We start from the raw sequence: 17,933 nt of genomic DNA, 5'->3' as shown, positions 1-17,933 counted from the left end.
CCCAGGTTCCTGGTGTCATATCCAATTTGCCTTGTCCGTCTTTGCTGAAAATCTCAACCGCGCCAGTTCTCCAGAAAACATAAGAGGCGTCGTATCCATCGGAGAAATTCACATCCACAACCCTATGTCCGTTGACATTAGTTCTTGTGTTGTTCTTATACCCGAAGGTTTCTAACTTGCCTGGTGTTTTGTAAGACTGAAAAGTAACAGGGGTGGAGCAACTACTGGTGCTGGTGGATCAGGATTGGTTATAGGACGACGAGCAAGTGCAGGCGGAGTTGGTTTGAGTGCGGGTTTTGGTGGAGCAGATGCTTTTGGAGGTTTTGGTTTTGGTTTGGGTGGTGTTGGTTTCATCTCATCCGTGGAAGAAGAGGATGCAATGGTTGATGGTTTTGGATCGTCGGGCAAGCAACTTCCAAAGATCCACAGAATAACGAGAACCCAGAGACCCTTCTTCCACAGAGTGTTAGTGAGAGTGGTTAATAACCCGCAAGCATTATCACTAGCATCTCTTGTTTCAACGCTTTCATTGTCAACGCCCATCCTCTCCAGGATGTCGTCAACATCATCTCCCTTATTGGGATCGTTAGGACCAGGTGAGTAGTATCGCCATCAGGAAAACCATGATTCAGGTTCTTCGAGAAGTTCTTGTCTTGTCATCTTAATCTCACGACTGATTGATTGGAAGTCTCGAATAATTTGCTGACAAATATTTACTTGCTCTATAGTTTCACTAAGGTTGAATGGGTTTCTATTCTTTCTCCACTTCTCTAGCAGAATCTGTTGGTTTTTGATCATCTTATTGCACACCAACATCGCAAGAGCGTAGAGTGTATCAATCATTGAATCCGCTTCAACATTCATCTGACTCTGAAGTGAATCTAATTCTTCTTTGATTACAATATATCGAACACCTCTTTTGCTGCTGATTTATCCTAATTAACTTTGAACCAAAAGGCAGAGAGTGCTGCCATTGAGGTTGCATAGTTGCCAATAAACTCAACACACATCACTCTTTCATCGTGAAATCTTTCTGTTCTGTCAATCTTCGCTTCAGGATTACCCCAAACTTTGCGAATTGCTTGTTCAGAGTTATGATCATCTTTGGCAGTTTTCTTTATTGTTGCTTGCTTTTCAGCGTCATTGCCTGATAGTACATTTGCCAGATCATCAAAACTTGCCATGGTTTGGTGGTGAGGTGACTACCTCTTCATCTCTTTTCTCTCATGATAGAGTTTTGTCACGAAGAAAGCTTTATTGGCTAATATTTTGTCTAATCAGTCGCAAATGGCTTAAAGCCTATTATCCGTATCTTATCCAGTTTCGCGTTAATTTCCTTAAGAAATGCGTGTGGCGTCATGTTAAGGATTTATTGCCAATCATCTCGTCTTTGGGTGAGATTTTAGGCATGGGATTTGAAGGTATAGAATTCGTTTTTTGTATGCAGCTAATTGACGCTCAGTTTTTGAATAATTTGGGTGTTAATTGGATGGATTCCATTGAGATGCCGTGCTTTTGGCCAGGAGGAGAACGACGCACAAGACGCCAATTAATGGCCCTGGAGGAAGATCGGCCACCATGGCAATTGTCATGCCACTGCCGCAGAGCAACAGGCCGGTGGCTGCAGAACGAAGCATCAAGCTTCGCAAACTGCTACTGGCTTCAATATGGACGAGGACTGGGGCGCAAAGCAAGGCGATCACAAGAACGATTCCGACGGCAGTGATGGCACTGATCACCACCAAAGCGGTGATCACAATTGCAAGAAAACGAATTTGATTGACGGGTCGTTTTGCCGCGATGGCACCATCTGGATCGATACCAATGAAGACCAGATCCTCATAACGGCTCAGTAGAAGAACCGATAGCGCTGCTGTGGCAATGCAGGTGCGGATGAGATCTGCGCTGTTGGCGGCCAGCAGGTCTCCGAAAAGAATGGTTTCCAGATCAACGCGAGCCTGCAGTAATGGAACAAGCAGCACCCCCAAGGCTGTGAACCCTGCCAGGACAGTGTTCATCGCGGCTTCTTCGCGGCCTTTGAATTGTTGGTTGAGTTTTTCTGCAAGCAAGGCACCAATCAGGCCACTGATGAGTCCGCCGATTGTTGGGTCAAGCTCAAATGCCAACGCAAGTACCAGCCCTGGTAAAACGGAATGAGCCAACAAGTTGGCGAGTAAAATCCGCCGTTGAGTGATCAGTAATGCACCAGTGGTTGGACAGATCAATCCTATTAGGAGGGCCAAAAGCAATGGTGTTAGCCACCAGAAATTGGGATCAATCACAGCAAGTACTTCCCATCATGCAGGTCAGATCTGTTAACTTTTCACGCACCTGTTGTGGTGTTCCTGAGGCTAAAACTCTTTGATCCAGAACAATAACCTGGTCGTAACTGTCGAGGGCGCGTCCCCAGTCGTGGCTGCTGACCAACAACGTTTGCCCCTCCTTGGCTTGTTGCCGCATCACCGTGAGCAGATGTGCACGGGTTGGAGGATCGATTGCACTGCACGGTTCGTCCAGCAGCAACACCCCTGTTTGCTGCATCAGTGCACGGGCTAAGAGCACACGTTGTTGTTGTCCGCCTGATAATCGGCTTAAACGCCTGGAAGCCATTTCCACCATGCCGACACGTTCCAGAGCTTCTTCAATGCTGAGGATGTTGGCGTGATTCGCTCGACAGGATTGGCCCAGTTTGACCATCTGTTTCACCGTGATTGGAAAGGACCAATCAATCGCAGCTCGCTGGGGCATCAACGCGATTTCGCATTGACAATCCACATAGCCTTTGGTTCCGCTCAGTCGACCCTGAAGCAGATGGAGCAGGGTTGATTTTCCTGCACCGTTTGGACCAACGAGGGCGGTGAGAGTCCCAGCCTTCAGATCCAAATTGACATCCTGAATTGTTTGCCGCCCCTCGTAGCTGAAGCACATATCGCGTGCTTTCAAGTCAGTGCAAGTGGATAAATGGGAATTGTTCAAAAGACGGTTTGGTTCAGTTTGTGATGCGGATCAAGTGATGTTGATGGCGGGCTTGAATTTGAACATTATGATAATGATTCTCATTGAAAAGTCCATTGTCTGCTCAGGTTTTGTCTCGCGCCAGTGTCGTGCTGTCTCTGGTTGCCATCACAACCACTTTCGCTTCAGCTCCGGGCTATGCAGCACAACCCAGCATTGTGGCAGTCGACGGCACTCTCTGTGACCTCACCCGCACCCTCGCTGGCTCTTCGGCGAAGGTGACCTGCTTGATCCCGCCCGGTGGTGACCCCCACGGATATCGGTTGAAACCAAGTGACAGGCAGGCTTTGTCCCGCGCTGCGCTCGTGGTGCACATTGGCTTTGGATTGACCCCGTCTGCGAAGAAGATTTCGAGTTCTGGGAAAATCGTTGCCGTTGGGGAAGTCGCCTTACCTGCTTACAGAGGCAATGATCCACATGTTTGGCATTCGCCAGCCAACACTGCGGCGATCGTCAAGGTTGTTGCTAACAATCTGGCCCCGATCCTTCCTGCTGATGAACGCTCAGCTCTGGCTGCACGGGCATCGAAGGCTCAAGCCGTCCTCGCCAATCTTGATCAGTGGGGCGCCTCTCAGGTCAATGGTCTCCCCCAGCCGAAACGTGTTCTCGTAACAGACCACAAGGCTTACAGCCATCTCACCGACCGCTACGGCATCGAGCAGATCACGATGCTGGACAGCTACACCACAGGAGGCGTTCTTCGTCCCTCCAGCTTGAAAAAGATCACGGAGGCCGTGAAGGCGTCTGAGGCCAAAACAATTTTTGCAGGCTCAGTTCCCACAACCAAAACGCTGAAACGTATCAGCCGCAGTACAGGTTTGCCGATCGCATCAACACCTCTCTATGCCGAGGGGTTGGCTCCTGGTCAATCGGCTGTTTCGACGGCAACCCTGAACATCTGCACCTTCGTCAAAGGGCAGGGCGGTAGCTGCGATCGCGTGGTTGCAGAGCAACTCGGAACGCAATGGAAGGCGATCCGTTGACCACCTGATTGTTCATATCTCTTTTGCCCCCTTCTGTGATGACCCGAATGTCTCGTTTTCGTTTTTCCCTCCTCGCTCTTCTCGCCCTTCCCCTTGTTTCGCCGTCTCCAGTGTTGGCCCATGGCTCCCACGGCGGTGGTGGTGGAGAAGCGCTGGAGGCCGGTGAGTTCGACTTCACTCCCGTCCTCACGATTGAGGGCCATGGTGGCTTGGAAACCAATTTGGAGGGAAGTCCGTCGCATTACGCGTTCGACGGACTGTTTGGTGGGGTTTTCGAATGGGGGCTTGGAAATGGTGGCAGCCTTACGATCGAAGCGGCTGTTGGGCCTTCCATCGTTTGGGGTGAAGCCGAGCACTTCTACGGAAAGGTGCACATCCATGATCACGGCGATCACGATGACCATGCCGATCACGGTGATCACGACGACCACGATGATCATGCTGATCACGACGACCATGCTGATCACGATGATCATGATGACCACGCTGATCATGATGACCACGCTGATCATGATCATCACGACCATGATGGCCATCACCACCGGGCCAAACGCCGCCTAGCCAGGAAGGCACGCGAAGCGCACGATGATCATGACGACCATGGAGAACATGACGACCATGCCGGCCATGACGATCACGGATCCCATGACAGCAGGCTGAAGAGATCAGACGTTCGTGGGTTCGTGCAGGTCCGCTACGCACCCAACGACCGTCTGAGTTTGTCTGTTGATTGGTTGCCTTATTACGTCACCCGTGATCAAGGAGATGACATTCAGGGTCTGAAGAACGAGGTGGGTGCTGAGCTGGTTTGGGCCCTTGGCGATGGTGATGTCGACTTTGCCCTAGGGGATGGCATCGAAGATATTATCGATGGAGTGTTCCTGTCGTTGTCCCATCGCCAGGGCTGGGAATCCGATGGTGTCTGGATGGGGAACTACACGGACCCGAGAGTTGGTGTTGGCTTCAACGTCGATCAGGTCAACATCACCCTTGATGCTGGGCCCCGTTTCTATGTACCCGGTAGCTATTCGGGGTTGGATCAGCGCACCGATTTCGCAGGTGAGCTGGAGGTTTCTGTTCCGATCGGAGATGCCGTTGTCTTCGCGCACTGGAGGCCCACCTATAGCGATGTCGATGCTCCCGGCTGGGGGCAAGGTTGGCAACATCACGTCGGTACAGGCGTGACCTTCAGCTTCTGATCGCTTCGGATCGGGGTCAACCAGAGCCCTGATCCGAGATCAATAGCAGCGTGAGCAGTGCAATCTCTATGAGCACAAGGATCTCCAGACCCATGGGGATCCAGCAGCTCAATCAGACTTTAAAAACAGCTGCAGAATCATGCTCAACCTGCGATCAACCACTGGGCCTCGTTGATCGCAACCGGAAGAATCCGATCCCATGACAGGGGAGTTGCATTGATCAATCCGGGTCTGCCGTTGTCCAGTTCTGTCTTGGTGACTGTCAGGAGGAGCCGCTGGCTAATCGGATCGAACTGAAGAGGTGTTCCTGGTTTGAGCGTCCATGGACTCATGTTCATACGATCACGAATGGTTCCATCCCCACTGATTTGGATGATTTCGTGCTGACCCTCCTCTCCCTGCCAACTGCCGAGGACAGCCCAGATCTGGTTTCCACTGCTGTTGCAGCTCACGGCCAGCACTGCCTGTTCACCGAGCCAAAGTTGTTTGGGAGCCAATCCTGGAATGACCAGTTCGATGGACCGTCGGTAGTCGGGCCAGTGCCGAATCAGCACTGCGCGGCCCGAGGCTGCGCAGAGTGCACCCACCTCGCGGCTGCCGGGAAGCACCTGGGCAGGTTTGTCCGTATCAATCAGCGGTCGCAGTGTCAGGCCGTTGTAGGTCGGCACAATCAGCCCACCTCCACCGGGTAGCAGCTGCATCGGCCCTGAGGCCAGCAGGTCGAGTTGCTGGCGTTTCCCGTTGGATCGGATCAGTTCGAACCGTTCACTGCCTGGGGTAAGCCCTCCAGATTGCACGAGTAGATCGCCGATCAGGTTGCTGCTCAGATGGGCGAACAGAACATCACTCTCCAGAAGTGGTTCGAGGGCCAGTGCTGTCGGTTGGGTGAGTTCACTCCGGTCGGTTGCAATCGTATGGGGTATGAGCCGTTTCCACCAAATCCTCTCTTCTCGATTGCCGTCGCTGCTAACCATGGCGACGCCTCGCCCGTTACCGAGGGGAACAATGGTTTGGATCTGCGACCAAACGGGGCTTAATGGTTGCCACTTTTCCTCTCTGGTCAGCAGTTGCAGCTGCTCTCCTTCATCCGTCACCCGGCTCACCAGCAACCACGGTCGAGGGTCCCACCACCAGCGTTGGGGTTGGAGTGCGTTTCCCCGTTGGTCTGTTCCAGCAATCGTGAGTTCAACAGCTGCTTCAATCGGCCGGTCTGCATCGACGATCAGACGGAGCGGTGTGTCGGTGCCAAGCCAGCGATGCTTGAGCGATGGCTTTAAGACACTTGTTGTGGCCACGCTGCTGCGCTGCATTGGCCGGCTGAATCGCACATTCAGAGCGGTACTGCCGGAATGGATCGGTTCAGGTTTGATCTCTACTAAACGGGGTGGGCGTCGCTGCAGGAGTTGTTGCTGAGCGATCAGCACAAGAGTGGCGACCATGAGCAGTCCGTACAGCCGGCGTTTCATGGCTCAAGGGGACGATCAGGTCGCTCAATCGGCGTGATGGTCCTTGGAATGACAACAGCGACTCTCACACCATCTCGCGTCTCAACAGCCATCGCCCCCTGGATGGAGAGCCATTGATTGGCTTGCGGCTTCATGCCGGTTGGCCAGGCAACAGGCAGGCCGGCAGGGGTTGCGTCAGCCAGGCAGCAACGCACAGTCAGGCGAGCGATCTGGGCGGTTTGATTGTCCCGTTTCAGAACGAAACCACTGATGTTGACGGGGCTTCCTTCGACAAGATCTGGATCGGGCTGTGCACGCAGCAGTCGAACCCATTCGGTGAGTGTGCGTTGTTCGGGTGGCAGAACAAAGGCCAGATCGGGAGGTTCCGGCAGCCCTTGCGGGCGCGTTGAAGCAAGGTCGCTGAAGGATGGGTTGGGTGGAATCAGCAACACAGCCATGGCCATTGCACCGGAGGCAATCCATGGCCATGACACCTGCTGCTCGCGTCGAGCGATGTTGCGGTGAAACAGGACGACTCCAGCAAGCACGAGCGCAACACCCGATGCTCCCACCAAACTATGAAACACGCCGCGCAGCAGCAGATCCAGCCGGCCGGAGTGAACGCTCCAGAGCACGATCCAGCCCCAGAGCAGAAGCAACAGGCTGCGGATCATGCCTTCCTCCCGGTTACAGGAACCAAAGATTGACCCATTGACCGATCAAGAGCACCCCCACGCTGGCTGCTAACGCTGTGATCGCAATGGCACGCGGTCGCAGCAGGACCGTGAACAGACCAGCGAGTTTCAGATCGACAACCGGCCCCAGGAGCAGGAAGGCCAAGAGGGCCCCTGGGGTGACCTGGGCGGCAAAGCCGAGTGCAAGGAAGGCATCCACGCTGGAGCAGACCGACACCACCACCGCAAGCATCATCAGCGCGAGGATGGACAGCGTTGGCGCTCCGCCAACTGCGAGCAACCAGCTGCGGGGCAGCCAGGTTTGAACAAGAGCAGCAATGATGCAACCCAGCACCAGCAGTGCCAGGAGGTCGAGAAACTCGCGGCTGCTTTGATCGATGATCAAACCCATGGACGGCCGTTCCACCCGTTTCGGCTTGGTGTCCGGCAGGGCTGCACCGATCAGGCCGCTGCTGCGATCAAGCAGCCCAAGCTTGCTGAGTGGTTGGCTCATACGCCGCTCGCTTAGCAGTGCCCCTTCCAAGAGTTGTGGTTCGGGAAGTTGCACCAGCAGCGCACTGAGGAGCAAGGCGATCAGAAAGGCTCCAAGCGGACGCGCGATCAGCAGCCAGGGTTGATTTGGGAATGCGGCCCAGGTGCTGGCCAGAACGATTGGATTGAGCACCGGTGCCGCGAAAAGAAAGCCGAAGGCGGTCCCTAGTGGCGCGCCGCTCGCTAATAAGCGCCGTGCCACAGGAACATTGCCGCATTCACAGGCCGGCAATGCGAACCCCATCAGTGCTCCAATGATCGGGGCACTGATGGGATTCCTGGGGAGTCGATCCACCCAGTTGGTTTGGGGCACCAGCCAACGCGCCAAACCAGAGATTGCAACACCAAGAAGCAGGAATGGCAGAGCCTCAAGCAGCAATCCCTGAAAGATGGCCCAGGCGGTAGCAAGTTTTTCCAATGTGATGGTTGAGCCTGGATCTTGGGCTGGAGGGCCTAACTAGCTTGTGAAAACACGATTGAGATGAACCACCATAAAAGTACTTGGCAATTTGATGATGAGCACAAGATAAACGTCGTAGCAAATTCAGCGCACTTTGCTTGACTCTAATTGCTTGAGGTGTTCTTTTGTATTTGGCTTTTGATAGTGTTCGTCTTTGATTTGATTCGCCTGAAGATGGCTTGTCTATCTGCCTAGAGGCGGCGCGAGTAATAGGGGGTGGTTCTAAACGAAGAATCATTGAATGGCTTATTGATTACTCCACTGATCGAGAAGGGTTTGTTCAATGATGGTATTTATATTGTGATTAGGATCTGAGAGTAAGAGGTCTGGGCCTTGTTGTTGAATACTGAGATTGATGTGAGCTCCGAAGCTGATGCGATCTCCTTGATTGTGATCGAAGTCAATAATTCTGTCGAGCCCCGTTGAGAGCCTGAATAAATCGGCACCGGTGCCCCCTTCAAGGATGTCATCGCCTGCACTGCCTTGCAGAACGTCATTGCCAGGCCCCCCCTGGAGTGTGTCGTTGTCTGATCCACCACGGAGCGTGTCATCGCCTTGCTCCCCGAAAAGAAGATCCGGGCCTCGCCTGCCTTTTAATACGTCATGATCCGGCCCACCACGAAGGACGTCTGCACGGCGGCGTCCATTGAGCCGGTCGTTACCGCTATTACCACTCAAACTGTCGAGTCCCGGACCTCCGTGAACTGTGTCGTGGCCTTTTCCTGCTTGGATTGTGTCGTTCCCTGCTTTGCCTCGCAGGTGATCATGGCCAGCTTTTGAGTGAATCCACTCGGCATCATTATGCCCAGTCCAGAGATCTGGACAAGAAGATCCTTGAAACTTGTTGTTTGTCGGTTGGATAATATGGCCGATCGAAAGGCAATTGTTTGGTTGAAATGAATTGCCGAAAACAATTTCAGCTTGAACAAAGGTTGGCTCCTGGCTTTCGGGCTTTGAGCAACTGATTGTGATCGTTTCAGATATTTGTCTGGACGCAAACTTTTTCCAATCTTTGTTTAGAGAAAGGATGCCTTTCTTGTTCATTGAAAAAAGGTTCTTTCTGTTTCCGCTGACAATTGAATATTGAATTGATGTACCTTCTTGATCTTGGTCTCGACCTGTCGTCTTATGGTTCAGGTCTAAAATTCTGGTCCCTTTTTTGGAATCAGCCTTGAGATGGTAAATCGCATCCCTATTTTCAGATTGCAGGGTTGAAATACGAATCGGGAGTTCCTGCGAGCGATCGCTCAGGAGATCGGCGGGTTGAATGGTTTTGTACGGCGCCGGTATCTCAGCAGCACTACCACTGTTTGGTTCCGTTGATTCCTGTGGACGTTGGGGAACAGCTGTGAATTCGTTCGGTTCTGCTAGCTGATCAGGTTGTGTATTTTGAGCTGGTTTGCTGGCGACAGCGTTGTCAGGATTCAGTTGCTCCGATGCAGGACGATCCGTTGGGGTGTTGGAATCTTGGGGACGAGACAATATCGGATCAGGATCTCGATCTGGTGAGGCCGCTTGTCTCCCGATAGCTGTAATTTTGACGAGGGTTTTTATTGATTCGGATGAATGTTGACCGTCGTCAACCTGCCAAGAAATGCTGCGTTGTTCGGTGGTTGGGTTCCTCGATGTGTTGTTGTACGTGATTGATTGAAGGGCTACTCTGTAGTTTGCAACGCTGTCGGATCCGCTGAGTGTGAGGGTTCCTGCTTCACTATCGTAATCCCAAGAGATATTGTCATCGGGATCATCGTTGAAGCCCAGACGATCCTCTGCTGCATAATAATTATCAGTAATACTGACAGTGGCTGATTCGATTGTGGTGTTGTCGATGTCACTCAGGCTGAGTGATGTACTAAGCACCACAGGTTGATCTCCTATGGGGAAGATACTCTCTTGATCAATATTGCTTAATTCAGGACGATCATTGATGGCATTAAGGGTGACGGATGTGTTGAACGGTGTGGAGGAATCTTTACCATCATTGACCAGCCAAGTGATGGTACGTGCCATCGTTATAGGATTTTCAGAAATATTGTTGTAGGTGATCGATCTAAGAGCATTTCTGTAGTTCTCGAGGCTGTCGGAACCACTAAGACTGAGCATTCCTGTGGCGCTGTTGTAAGAGCCAGAGATGTTGTTCTGATCAATGAAGCCAAGAACATCCTGCGTTGCTTGGTGGTTGGCGGAAATTTGGATGCTGGCTGATTCGATCGTGCTGCTGTCGACATCATTGAAGTTGAGTGATGCATCGAGGACTGACGGCCCATCACCTTCCGTGAAAGTCAGTGTGCTGTCGGCATTGCCGAGCAAAGGGCGATTGTTGATGGTATTGAGTGTGATAGTTGTGCTAATCGGTGTTGAAGAATTTGTACCGTCATTGACTTGCCAAGAGATGGTGCGTGGTGATGCGGTTGGGTTGCTAGAAATGTTGTTATAGGTGACCGACTCAAGTGCGGTTTTGTAGTTTTCGTGGCTGTCAGAACCGCTTAGGCTCAGCACTCCTGTGCCGCTGTTGTAAGAGCCAGAGATATTGTTTTGCTTGATGAAGCCAAGAACATCTTCTGCGGATTGATAATTGTCTGTAATGCTGATGCTCGCAGATTCAATTGTGTTGTCGTCGGGATCGCTGAGGCTCAGTGATGCATCGAGGATGGACGGCCCATCACCTTCCGTAAAAGCAAGTGTGCCATCGGCATTGCCGAGCACAGGGCGATTGTTGACGGTATTGAGTGTGACAGTTGTGCTAACCGGTGTTGAAGAATTTGTACCGTCATTGACCAGCCAAGAGATGGTGCGTGGTGTTGTGATTGGATTGCTTGAAATATTGTTATAGGTGACCGATTCAAGTGCGGATTTGTAGTTTTCGTGGCTGTCTGAACCGCTAAGGCTAAGCACTCCTGTGGCGCTGTTGTAAGAGCCAGAGATGTTGTTTTGATCGATGAAGCCAAGAACATCTTCTGCGGACTGATAATTGTCTGCAATGCTGATGATGGCAGATTCAATCGTGCTGTCATCGACATCGCTGAGGCTCAGTGATGCATCAAGGACGGACGGCCCATCGCCTTCTTTGAAGGCAAGAGTGCCATCAGCATTGCTGAGAACCGGGAGATCATTAACAGGGTCAACGTTGATGGTCAGGCTGTAAGCATCTTCACTCAATACATCCCCGTCCCCTACCTTGAAGCGAATCGTTGTGTAATCATCTCCATTTTCATCTTTGACAGGTGTGAATTTCAGGCGACCCGCATCGAGTTCGGCGATTGTGATCTCATCATTGAGGTTGACATCAGCCCAATCTCCAGCTCCTGTCGAGTCAAATTCGAGTGTGCCGGCATCTTGTAGTCTGGTTATTTTAATGGACTGAAGTGTGTCGCAATCCGCATCCTTAAATGATCCAAAATCAGCGTGATCCAAAGTGGTTGGTGTATCTTCCTTACTCGTTTTGGTATGATCACTCGATGTGGGGCTTGCGTTGACATTGTCTATATCGTCATCATCAAAGCTTAGTTTTTCAACTGCTTTAATTTTGTCGGTTCCATCTGGGCCACTTACTGTAATGGTGTTGGCATTAAGTGAGGCAGATGGATTGGAATACTTGATTGTGTATTCACAGCGATCACCTGAGAAAATGGCTATGTCGGTGCCATGCCCACCATTGATTGTGTCATTGCCTTGGCCGCCAGTGATTTCGTCGTTATGTTTTCCTCCGTTGAGAATGTCATTCCCGCCTCCACCATATATTTCGTCATTATTATTACCTCCATTAATCGAATCATCCCCGCCCATTCCCAGGATGCTGTCATTTCCATTCCCGCCTGTAATGTTGTCATTATTGTTACCACCATCGATTGTGTCATTGTCATTGCCACCATTGATAGTGTCATTTCCATTCCCGCCCGTAATTTTGTCATTACCATTTTTACCTTCAATTTTATCGTTCCCTTTTTCCCCATCAATTAAATCATTTCCGCTTCCCCCATCGATGTTGTCGCTACCGTTGTTTCCCTTGATCGTATCTTTGCCTCCGCTGCCTTTAAGTGTGTCATTTCCAGTCCCTCCATCTATGATATCTGATTGATTTGCGCCAATAATAGAGTCATTTCCAGTCCCTCCATCTGCTTTGTGACCCCATTTTTTCAGCGATATTATGTCATTTCCGTTTCCACCGATGATAGTATCTTTATGATCCCCTCCATCCAGGGTGTCGTCACCATCACCACCCTCTAACGAATCATGTCCAGCTCCCCCTGCAATCTTGTCATTTCCATTTCCACCATTGATTGTATCATTTCCGCCTAACCCAGATAGTTTGTCATGATCGGCATTATTTTGTAAGTTATTTGGGAAAATATCGTTCCCTGTTGTACCTTTCCATTTTAAGAACTCCACCTGGATCGAGTTTCCCGAAACATGGATCCATCCGTTGTTTTCCTGTTTTGGGTCAAAGGCATTTTCGTTTCCATTGTTCCCATTAAGGATGAATTGTGCAAAAACACGTCCTTCATCGCCAGGAGTGTCTGTTGGGTTGTATTTATCATCGAGATAATGGCCGAGCTCTTCATTCAGTACGGCAATAGCATCGTCAGCTTGTGCAGTTTTACTCCATTGACGGTTGAGATAAATCGTTTTGGTGCTGCCGGCATAGGCACCGATGGCCCCCTGCATCGCCTCGCTTGAGAGCAGCGTGATCCGAGGCAACTTGAAATCGTCTCCCGTTGAGACAGATTCAATCCAGTGCTTGAGATCTCGTGGCGGTTTCTTCAGTCGCAGTGATCGTTTTGATGCCTCAAGCAGATCCCCTTCCCGTGCCCAGGAACTCAGTTGAGCTTTCCACGTCTGCAGGAGCTTTTTGTCCAAGCTGGTCATCAGGCCTCTCTCCCCTATTTTGCCTTGTGATTGGCATTACAGCTTTTCGTTGTGAGCCGGATCGGTTGTTTTTTTGATCAGCTTTGAGTTCTATAATTTTTGCAGAATAATTCTCATTCTATTGTTTATTGCTGTGTTTAAAGCGCACCATCTCTTTTGTTATTGGCTTTGGGTGAATCGCTGCTGAATACCTGTTATGTGTGTTGACGATTTGATCTATTTTGGCTTTCAATAGGTTGACAGACGGTTTGCTCTCTTTGTTTTATTTGCCTTTTTGATAAAACATTAAAGCTTTTGATTCAATTTTTTTCTTTGGATTGGTTTTGTCTTGCGCTTTTGGTTTGCCAGCAGGCTTTATGTTTAATGTTGTCTGATACGTTGATGATCGTAAGAGTAAACGGAAATAGCTGCCATCCTTCTTGGTGAATTGAGCTGGAAATCATGCCGACTTTGGTCGCTTCTTTGTTGGGTGTTTCCGGGCTTACCGTATTTTTTCTTGCCTAGGTATTAAGCGCCGTGAAGCTGGCGCAGGCCCTCTCTGACAAGGTTTGGTGTTGTCTTTTAGTTGATTTAGAGGAGGATTGTGGCTTTGTGGTATTTGGCTCATTTTGACGACATTCTTCTATCCTCTATTCATTGGGAATGGATAACTGCAACGTCTGATGGTCGTTTTTCTGCCTATTACTGCAATGAGGGAATCTGTAAGGATCTAGGTATTTTGAGTCATGCCCAGGATGCGAATCCGGCTGTTGTCGAGGAGATCAGGAAGCATCTTCGGCGCGGATTGCGCCAATTGTCTGGTTCGGAAGCGTGATTGCTAATGCTATGTTTTGAAGTTTTGCTTTTATAGCTTTCCATAATTGCCTGGTTTTTGATTGTTAGATTTTTTGTTTCTAAGTTTGGTGGTCAGTCATGCGTATTCGAGTTTCGTTGCATTCATGTTTGACGTTTTAGTTGTTTTGATTGAATGATCGGTCTGTCGGTTGATTTCTCGGTCGTGTTATCCAGTGAATGGTCTCACTTAGCACCCGCCTAGTTATGGGGTGGCACTTCTGGATTGATCGAGGCGGCACTTTTACCGATTTGATCGGGTGTGCGCCCGATGGCTCACTGCATGTTCAGAAAGTGTTGTCGGAGGGGCTTGTGGACGACCCGGCAGTGGCGGCGATGCGTCGTGTCATTGGTTGCCCTTCTTCCGATCCCTTGCCCATTGGCTTGGTCGATGGCGTTCGGCTTGGCACCACCGTTGCCACCAATGCGTTGCTCGAGGGCAATGGAGTTCCCTTGCTTCTGATCACCAATGTTGGTTTCGCTGACGCGCTTCGGATCGGCGATCAACACCGCTCCGATCTCTTCGCGTTGGACCAGCCAACGGCAACGTGGCTGGTCACTGAGGTTCTTGAGTGTCCCGGTCGACTCGATGCTCAGGGTGACGAGCTTGAACCGGTTCGGTTCGACGCTGATCGACGTCGCCGTCTTCTGGCGCTACTGGAGGCGGGCATTAACCACTGCGTTGTGGCCTTTCTCCACGCCCATCGCAATGCCAGCCATGAGCGGGAGGTTGCTGCGCTGTTGAAGACGCTTGGCTTCACATCTGTGGTTTGTTCCCATGAAGTGAGTGTTCAAGCACGGTTGATCCCGCGAGGTCAGACGGCCCTTGTTGAGGCAGCTATTGCTCCAGTCTTGAATGCATATCTCCGCCAAGTCCAGGTTGCTCTTGGTCGCTCCACCCCCCTGCGGGTGATGACCTCCAGCGGTGCCTTGCTGCCCGCTTCCGGGCTGTTGGCCAAAGACACGATCCTTTCCGGTCCTGCGGCTGGGATGGTTGGTGCTATCGCTGCAGCCCGGTCCGCCGGTTTTCGGGACGTGCCGGTTCTGGGTTTCGACATGGGGGGAACCTCCACGGACGTCTTTTGCGTGTCCAGTGCGGATGGCGGAGCGCTTCAGCAGCTCCAGGAGCAGACCGAAATCGCTGGTCTGAAGCTGCTTTCCACTCGCTTGCCGATCGAAACCGTCGCCGCTGGAGGTGGCTCGGTTTTGCATTGTCAAGACGATCGATTGTTGGTCGGACCTCGATCGGCAGGGGCCCGCCCTGGTCCGGCCTGTTATCGCGCTGGCGGACCGCTCACGATCACCGATGCCAACCTGTTGCTTGGCCGGTTGCAAGTGGATCGTTTCCCTGCTGTGTTTGGTGCACAGGGAAACCAACCACCTGATCTGGATGTGGTCCGTGATCGGTTCAATCAGTTGGCGAATCAATTGCAGCGCTCTGCTGAACAGTTGGCCGAAGCGGCCCTGCAGCTAGCGATCGAACGGATGGCTGATGCGATCCGAAGGATTTCCTTGCATCGGGGTCAGGATGTTCGCGGCGGTGTGTTGGTGGCCTACGGCGGTGCTGGTGGTCAACACGCCTGCAGGCTTGCTGAAGAACTCGGATTGGCGTCTGTTTTGCTGCATCCGATGGCTGGCGTGTTGTCGGCTTACGGCATGGGCCAGGCCCGTCAGCGCCGGCGACGGCAACGTCACTTGGGTCAACCGTTGACACCGCAGTTGCTTCAAAGCATTCCGCACACGGTGGAGCATCTGCAGCGTGGGATCCATCAAGAGTTTCTCGAGCAAGGCGATCTGCTTGCGAACGGAGCGTCTCTGGAGCGGTGCTGGATCAGCCTTGACCTTCGCTACCCCTCATCAGATCAGAGCCTCACGATCCCCTGGACCAGCGATTGCGATCTTGATGGACTGCTGGATTCTTTTCGACGCAGCCACCAAAAGCGTTTCGGCTACTGCATCGATGCCGATCAGTGCCTGATCGTCGAGATGCTGAGTGTGGATCAAGCTGCTCCACAGCAATACACACCAGCGGAGATCCAGTGCGAGGCGCCGCGGGTTCAGGCCCCGGTCGCTGATACCGAGATCAGTCAGTATCTCCGGGGCTTTGGCTGGCAGCCTGTCCCTGTCTTTGAACGACATGCCCTTCCTATCAGTGCCTGCCTTGAGGGGCCTGCCCTGATCGCGGAAGCCACCGGTTGCACAGTTCTGGAGCCCGGCTGGACATTGCGGGTCGATCCAGGAGCCTCCCTTGTCTTAACCAGGGATCCTGTGGATCCACCTTCCTTGCCCCTAGGACAGGGTGAACGCGCGGATCCTGCTCACCCGGAGTTGTTTCGCCACCGTTTCATGGCGATCGCTGAGCAGATGGGCGAGCGTTTACGGCTGAGCAGCCGCTCGGTGAACATTCGAGAACGGCTTGATTTCTCCTGCGCTCTCTTCAACCAACGGGGTGAACTTGTTGCGAATGCTCCTCACATCCCCGTGCATCTGGGGTCAATGGGGGAAAGCGTCAAGGACCTGCTTGGTCAAATCGGCGCGTCTTCCTTTGGGCCGCTTGAGCCTGGGGATACGGTTCTCACCAATGACCCGTTCCACGGCGGCACACACCTGCCAGACATCACGGCGATCACACCCGTGTTCTGCAGTGGCCCAGCGCCGAGCTTCTACGTCGCCAGTCGTGGTCACCACGTTGATGTCGGCGGAATGACTCCCGGTTCGATGCCGTCCTTCAGTTCCAGCATCGAGGATGAGGGGCTGCTGCTGCGCAATGTGCTGTTTGTGCGCCGCAGTGCGCTCCTAGAGGCCGACTGGGAGGCTCTTTGCTCAGCTTTGCCACATCCTCCACGCAATCCGAAGGAACTGCTGGCTGATCTGCAGGCTCAAGTTGCCGCCAATCAAGCCGGAGTGGACGGATTGCTTCGACTTGTGGGCCGTGTGGGGGAGCAGGAAGTGCAGCAACAGATGGATGCTCTCCAGCAGCAGGCGTCAGCAAGTGTCATCCGTTTGCTGGAGCGTGTTTCGGATGCTCAATTCATCGCAGAACTCGATGACGGCTCCCATCTCTCGGTGAGCCTCAGTGCGGATCGAAAACGGCAGAAGCTCTGTGTGGATTTCACGGGCACATCGGATCAGCGATCCGACAATTTCAACGCACCACTTGCGGTCACCAAGGCTGCTGTTCTCTATGTGATCCGTTCCTTGCTTGATGTGGATATTCCTTTGAATGAGGGTTGTTTTGCACCGCTTGAGCTCAAGGTTCCACTGGGCTCGATGTTGAATCCGCTGCCTCCCGCAGCAGTGGTGGCAGGCAATGTGGAGGTGTCCCAGGTGCTGTGCAATCTGTTGTTTGGTGCCTTTGGCGTTCAAGCCGCTAGCCAGGGCACGATGAACAATCTCAGCTTCGGGAATCGCCGATGCCAGTACTACGAAACCGTGGCTGGGGGCGGCGGAGCGGGGAAAGGGTTTTGCGGGAGCATGGGGTTGCAGAGCCACATGACCAATTCAAGGCTCACCGATCCGGAAGTTCTGGAGGATCGCTATCCGGTGCGGCTTGAGGAATTCGCGTACCGCTCGGGCAGTGGCGGACCTGGCCTGTGGTGTGGTGGTGATGGTTTGGTCCGAACCTTGCGATTTCTGGAACCCATGGATGTTTCGCTGATCTGTGGATCCCGTCGTGTGGCTCCTTTTGGACTTGAGGGTGGAGATCCAGGGGCCAGTGGCCGCACTGAGTTGCTGCTCAAAGATGGAGATGTGCAGGTTCTGCCGGGATGTGTTCACCTGCAGCTGCGAGCTGGGGAAGCGATTCGGCTTCTGACTCCTGGTGGCGGTGGTTATGGGTTACATCAGCATTAACGCTGATTGAATTTGTCGTCGTTGCTACCCAGTCTGGTGAGAGATGAATCAGAGCT

12 protein-coding genes are annotated in these 17,933 nt (G+C 52.3%); 3 read left to right on the top strand and 9 right to left on the bottom strand.

The genetic code is table 11. The features are described 5' to 3' along the window. Nucleotides 1–171: 171 nt before the first annotated feature. The 5 genes from SIB64_RS12340 to SIB64_RS12320 form a co-directional block, all read right to left on the bottom strand. Entirely contained in the window at nt 172–543 is a 372-nt protein-coding gene (locus tag SIB64_RS12340; RefSeq protein WP_413440492.1) for a hypothetical protein, read from the bottom strand. Between the two features lie 69 nt (nt 544–612). Then, nucleotides 613–864, bottom strand: coding sequence for a hypothetical protein (locus tag SIB64_RS12335; RefSeq protein ID WP_413440491.1), 252 nt, complete (start codon nt 862–864; stop codon nt 613–615). Between the two features lie 71 nt (nt 865–935). Beyond that, entirely contained in the window at nt 936–1,184 is a 249-nt protein-coding gene (locus tag SIB64_RS12330) for a hypothetical protein (RefSeq protein WP_413440490.1), read from the bottom strand. Nucleotides 1,185–1,481: 297 nt separating this feature from the next. After that, nucleotides 1,482–2,282 carry a metal ABC transporter permease gene (locus SIB64_RS12325; RefSeq protein WP_413440489.1) on the bottom strand — a complete coding sequence of 267 codons (801 nt, stop codon included), beginning with the start codon at nt 2,280–2,282 and terminating at the stop codon, nt 1,482–1,484. Continuing rightward, nucleotides 2,275–2,928, bottom strand: coding sequence for a metal ABC transporter ATP-binding protein (locus SIB64_RS12320; RefSeq protein WP_413443015.1), 654 nt, complete (start codon nt 2,926–2,928; stop codon nt 2,275–2,277). Before SIB64_RS12320 ends, SIB64_RS12325 begins: the two co-directional genes overlap by 8 nt. A 158-nt stretch (nt 2,929–3,086) precedes the next feature. Here SIB64_RS12320 and SIB64_RS12315 point away from each other — a divergent pair, with 158 nt between their 5' ends. Together SIB64_RS12315 and SIB64_RS12310 are read left to right on the top strand one after the other, a co-directional pair. Then, on the top strand, nt 3,087–3,998 hold the full coding sequence (locus SIB64_RS12315) for a metal ABC transporter substrate-binding protein (protein WP_413440488.1): 912 nt from the start codon (nt 3,087–3,089) through the stop codon (nt 3,996–3,998). A gap of 47 nt (nt 3,999–4,045) precedes the next feature. After that, nucleotides 4,046–5,197 (top strand): hypothetical protein, encoded by a 1,152-nt coding sequence (locus SIB64_RS12310; protein ID WP_413443014.1) that lies wholly within the window; start codon nt 4,046–4,048, stop codon nt 5,195–5,197. 143 nt (nt 5,198–5,340) lie between these two features. Here SIB64_RS12310 and SIB64_RS12305 read toward each other — a convergent pair whose 3' ends face one another. The 4 genes from SIB64_RS12305 to SIB64_RS12290 all read right to left on the bottom strand — a co-directional run bounded on the left by SIB64_RS12305 (nt 5,341) and on the right by SIB64_RS12290 (nt 13,194). Beyond that, nucleotides 5,341–6,663, bottom strand: coding sequence for a hypothetical protein (locus tag SIB64_RS12305; RefSeq protein WP_413440487.1), 1,323 nt, complete (start codon nt 6,661–6,663; stop codon nt 5,341–5,343). Beyond that, entirely contained in the window at nt 6,660–7,316 is a 657-nt protein-coding gene (locus tag SIB64_RS12300; protein ID WP_413440486.1) for a TIGR03943 family putative permease subunit, read from the bottom strand. The genes SIB64_RS12305 and SIB64_RS12300 overlap by 4 nt, the downstream gene beginning before the upstream one ends. Nucleotides 7,317–7,329: 13 nt before the next feature. After that, nucleotides 7,330–8,286 (bottom strand): permease, encoded by a 957-nt coding sequence (locus SIB64_RS12295; protein WP_413440485.1) that lies wholly within the window; start codon nt 8,284–8,286, stop codon nt 7,330–7,332. Between the two features lie 288 nt (nt 8,287–8,574). Further along, nucleotides 8,575–13,194 (bottom strand): hypothetical protein, encoded by a 4,620-nt coding sequence (locus tag SIB64_RS12290; RefSeq protein ID WP_413440484.1) that lies wholly within the window; start codon nt 13,192–13,194, stop codon nt 8,575–8,577. 1,011 nt (nt 13,195–14,205) lie between these two features. Between SIB64_RS12290 and SIB64_RS12285 the strand changes: the two genes are divergently transcribed. Beyond that, nucleotides 14,206–17,877 carry a hydantoinase B/oxoprolinase family protein gene (locus SIB64_RS12285; RefSeq protein WP_413440483.1) on the top strand — a complete coding sequence of 1,224 codons (3,672 nt, stop codon included), beginning with the start codon at nt 14,206–14,208 and terminating at the stop codon, nt 17,875–17,877. The last annotated feature ends 56 nt before the right edge of the window (nt 17,878–17,933 follow it).

This window comes from Synechococcus sp. MIT S1220, assembly GCF_047303025.1.
Lineage (GTDB): Bacteria > Cyanobacteriota > Cyanobacteriia > PCC-6307 > Cyanobiaceae > Parasynechococcus.
The sequence above is the reverse complement of the archived record's forward strand: the minus strand, read 5'-3'. Positions and strand labels throughout refer to the sequence as shown.

Bases quoted from the DNA above. Each gene is read 5' to 3' on its own strand.
- SIB64_RS12305 (WP_413440487.1), bottom strand. From the start codon at position 6,663: ATGAAACGCCGGCTGTACGGACTGCTCATGGTCGCCACTCTTGTGCTG.
- SIB64_RS12285 (WP_413440483.1), top strand. From the start codon at position 14,206: ATGGTCTCACTTAGCACCCGCCTAGTTATGGGGTGGCACTTCTGGATT.
- SIB64_RS12290 (WP_413440484.1), bottom strand. From the start codon at position 13,194: ATGACCAGCTTGGACAAAAAGCTCCTGCAGACGTGGAAAGCTCAACTG.
- SIB64_RS12340 (WP_413440492.1), bottom strand. From the start codon at position 543: ATGGGCGTTGACAATGAAAGCGTTGAAACAAGAGATGCTAGTGATAAT.
- SIB64_RS12335 (WP_413440491.1), bottom strand. From the start codon at position 864: ATGAATGTTGAAGCGGATTCAATGATTGATACACTCTACGCTCTTGCG.
- SIB64_RS12300 (WP_413440486.1), bottom strand. From the start codon at position 7,316: ATGATCCGCAGCCTGTTGCTTCTGCTCTGGGGCTGGATCGTGCTCTGG.
- SIB64_RS12330 (WP_413440490.1), bottom strand. From the start codon at position 1,184: ATGGCAAGTTTTGATGATCTGGCAAATGTACTATCAGGCAATGACGCT.
- SIB64_RS12310 (WP_413443014.1), top strand. From the start codon at position 4,046: ATGTCTCGTTTTCGTTTTTCCCTCCTCGCTCTTCTCGCCCTTCCCCTT.
- SIB64_RS12320 (WP_413443015.1), bottom strand. From the start codon at position 2,928: ATGTGCTTCAGCTACGAGGGGCGGCAAACAATTCAGGATGTCAATTTG.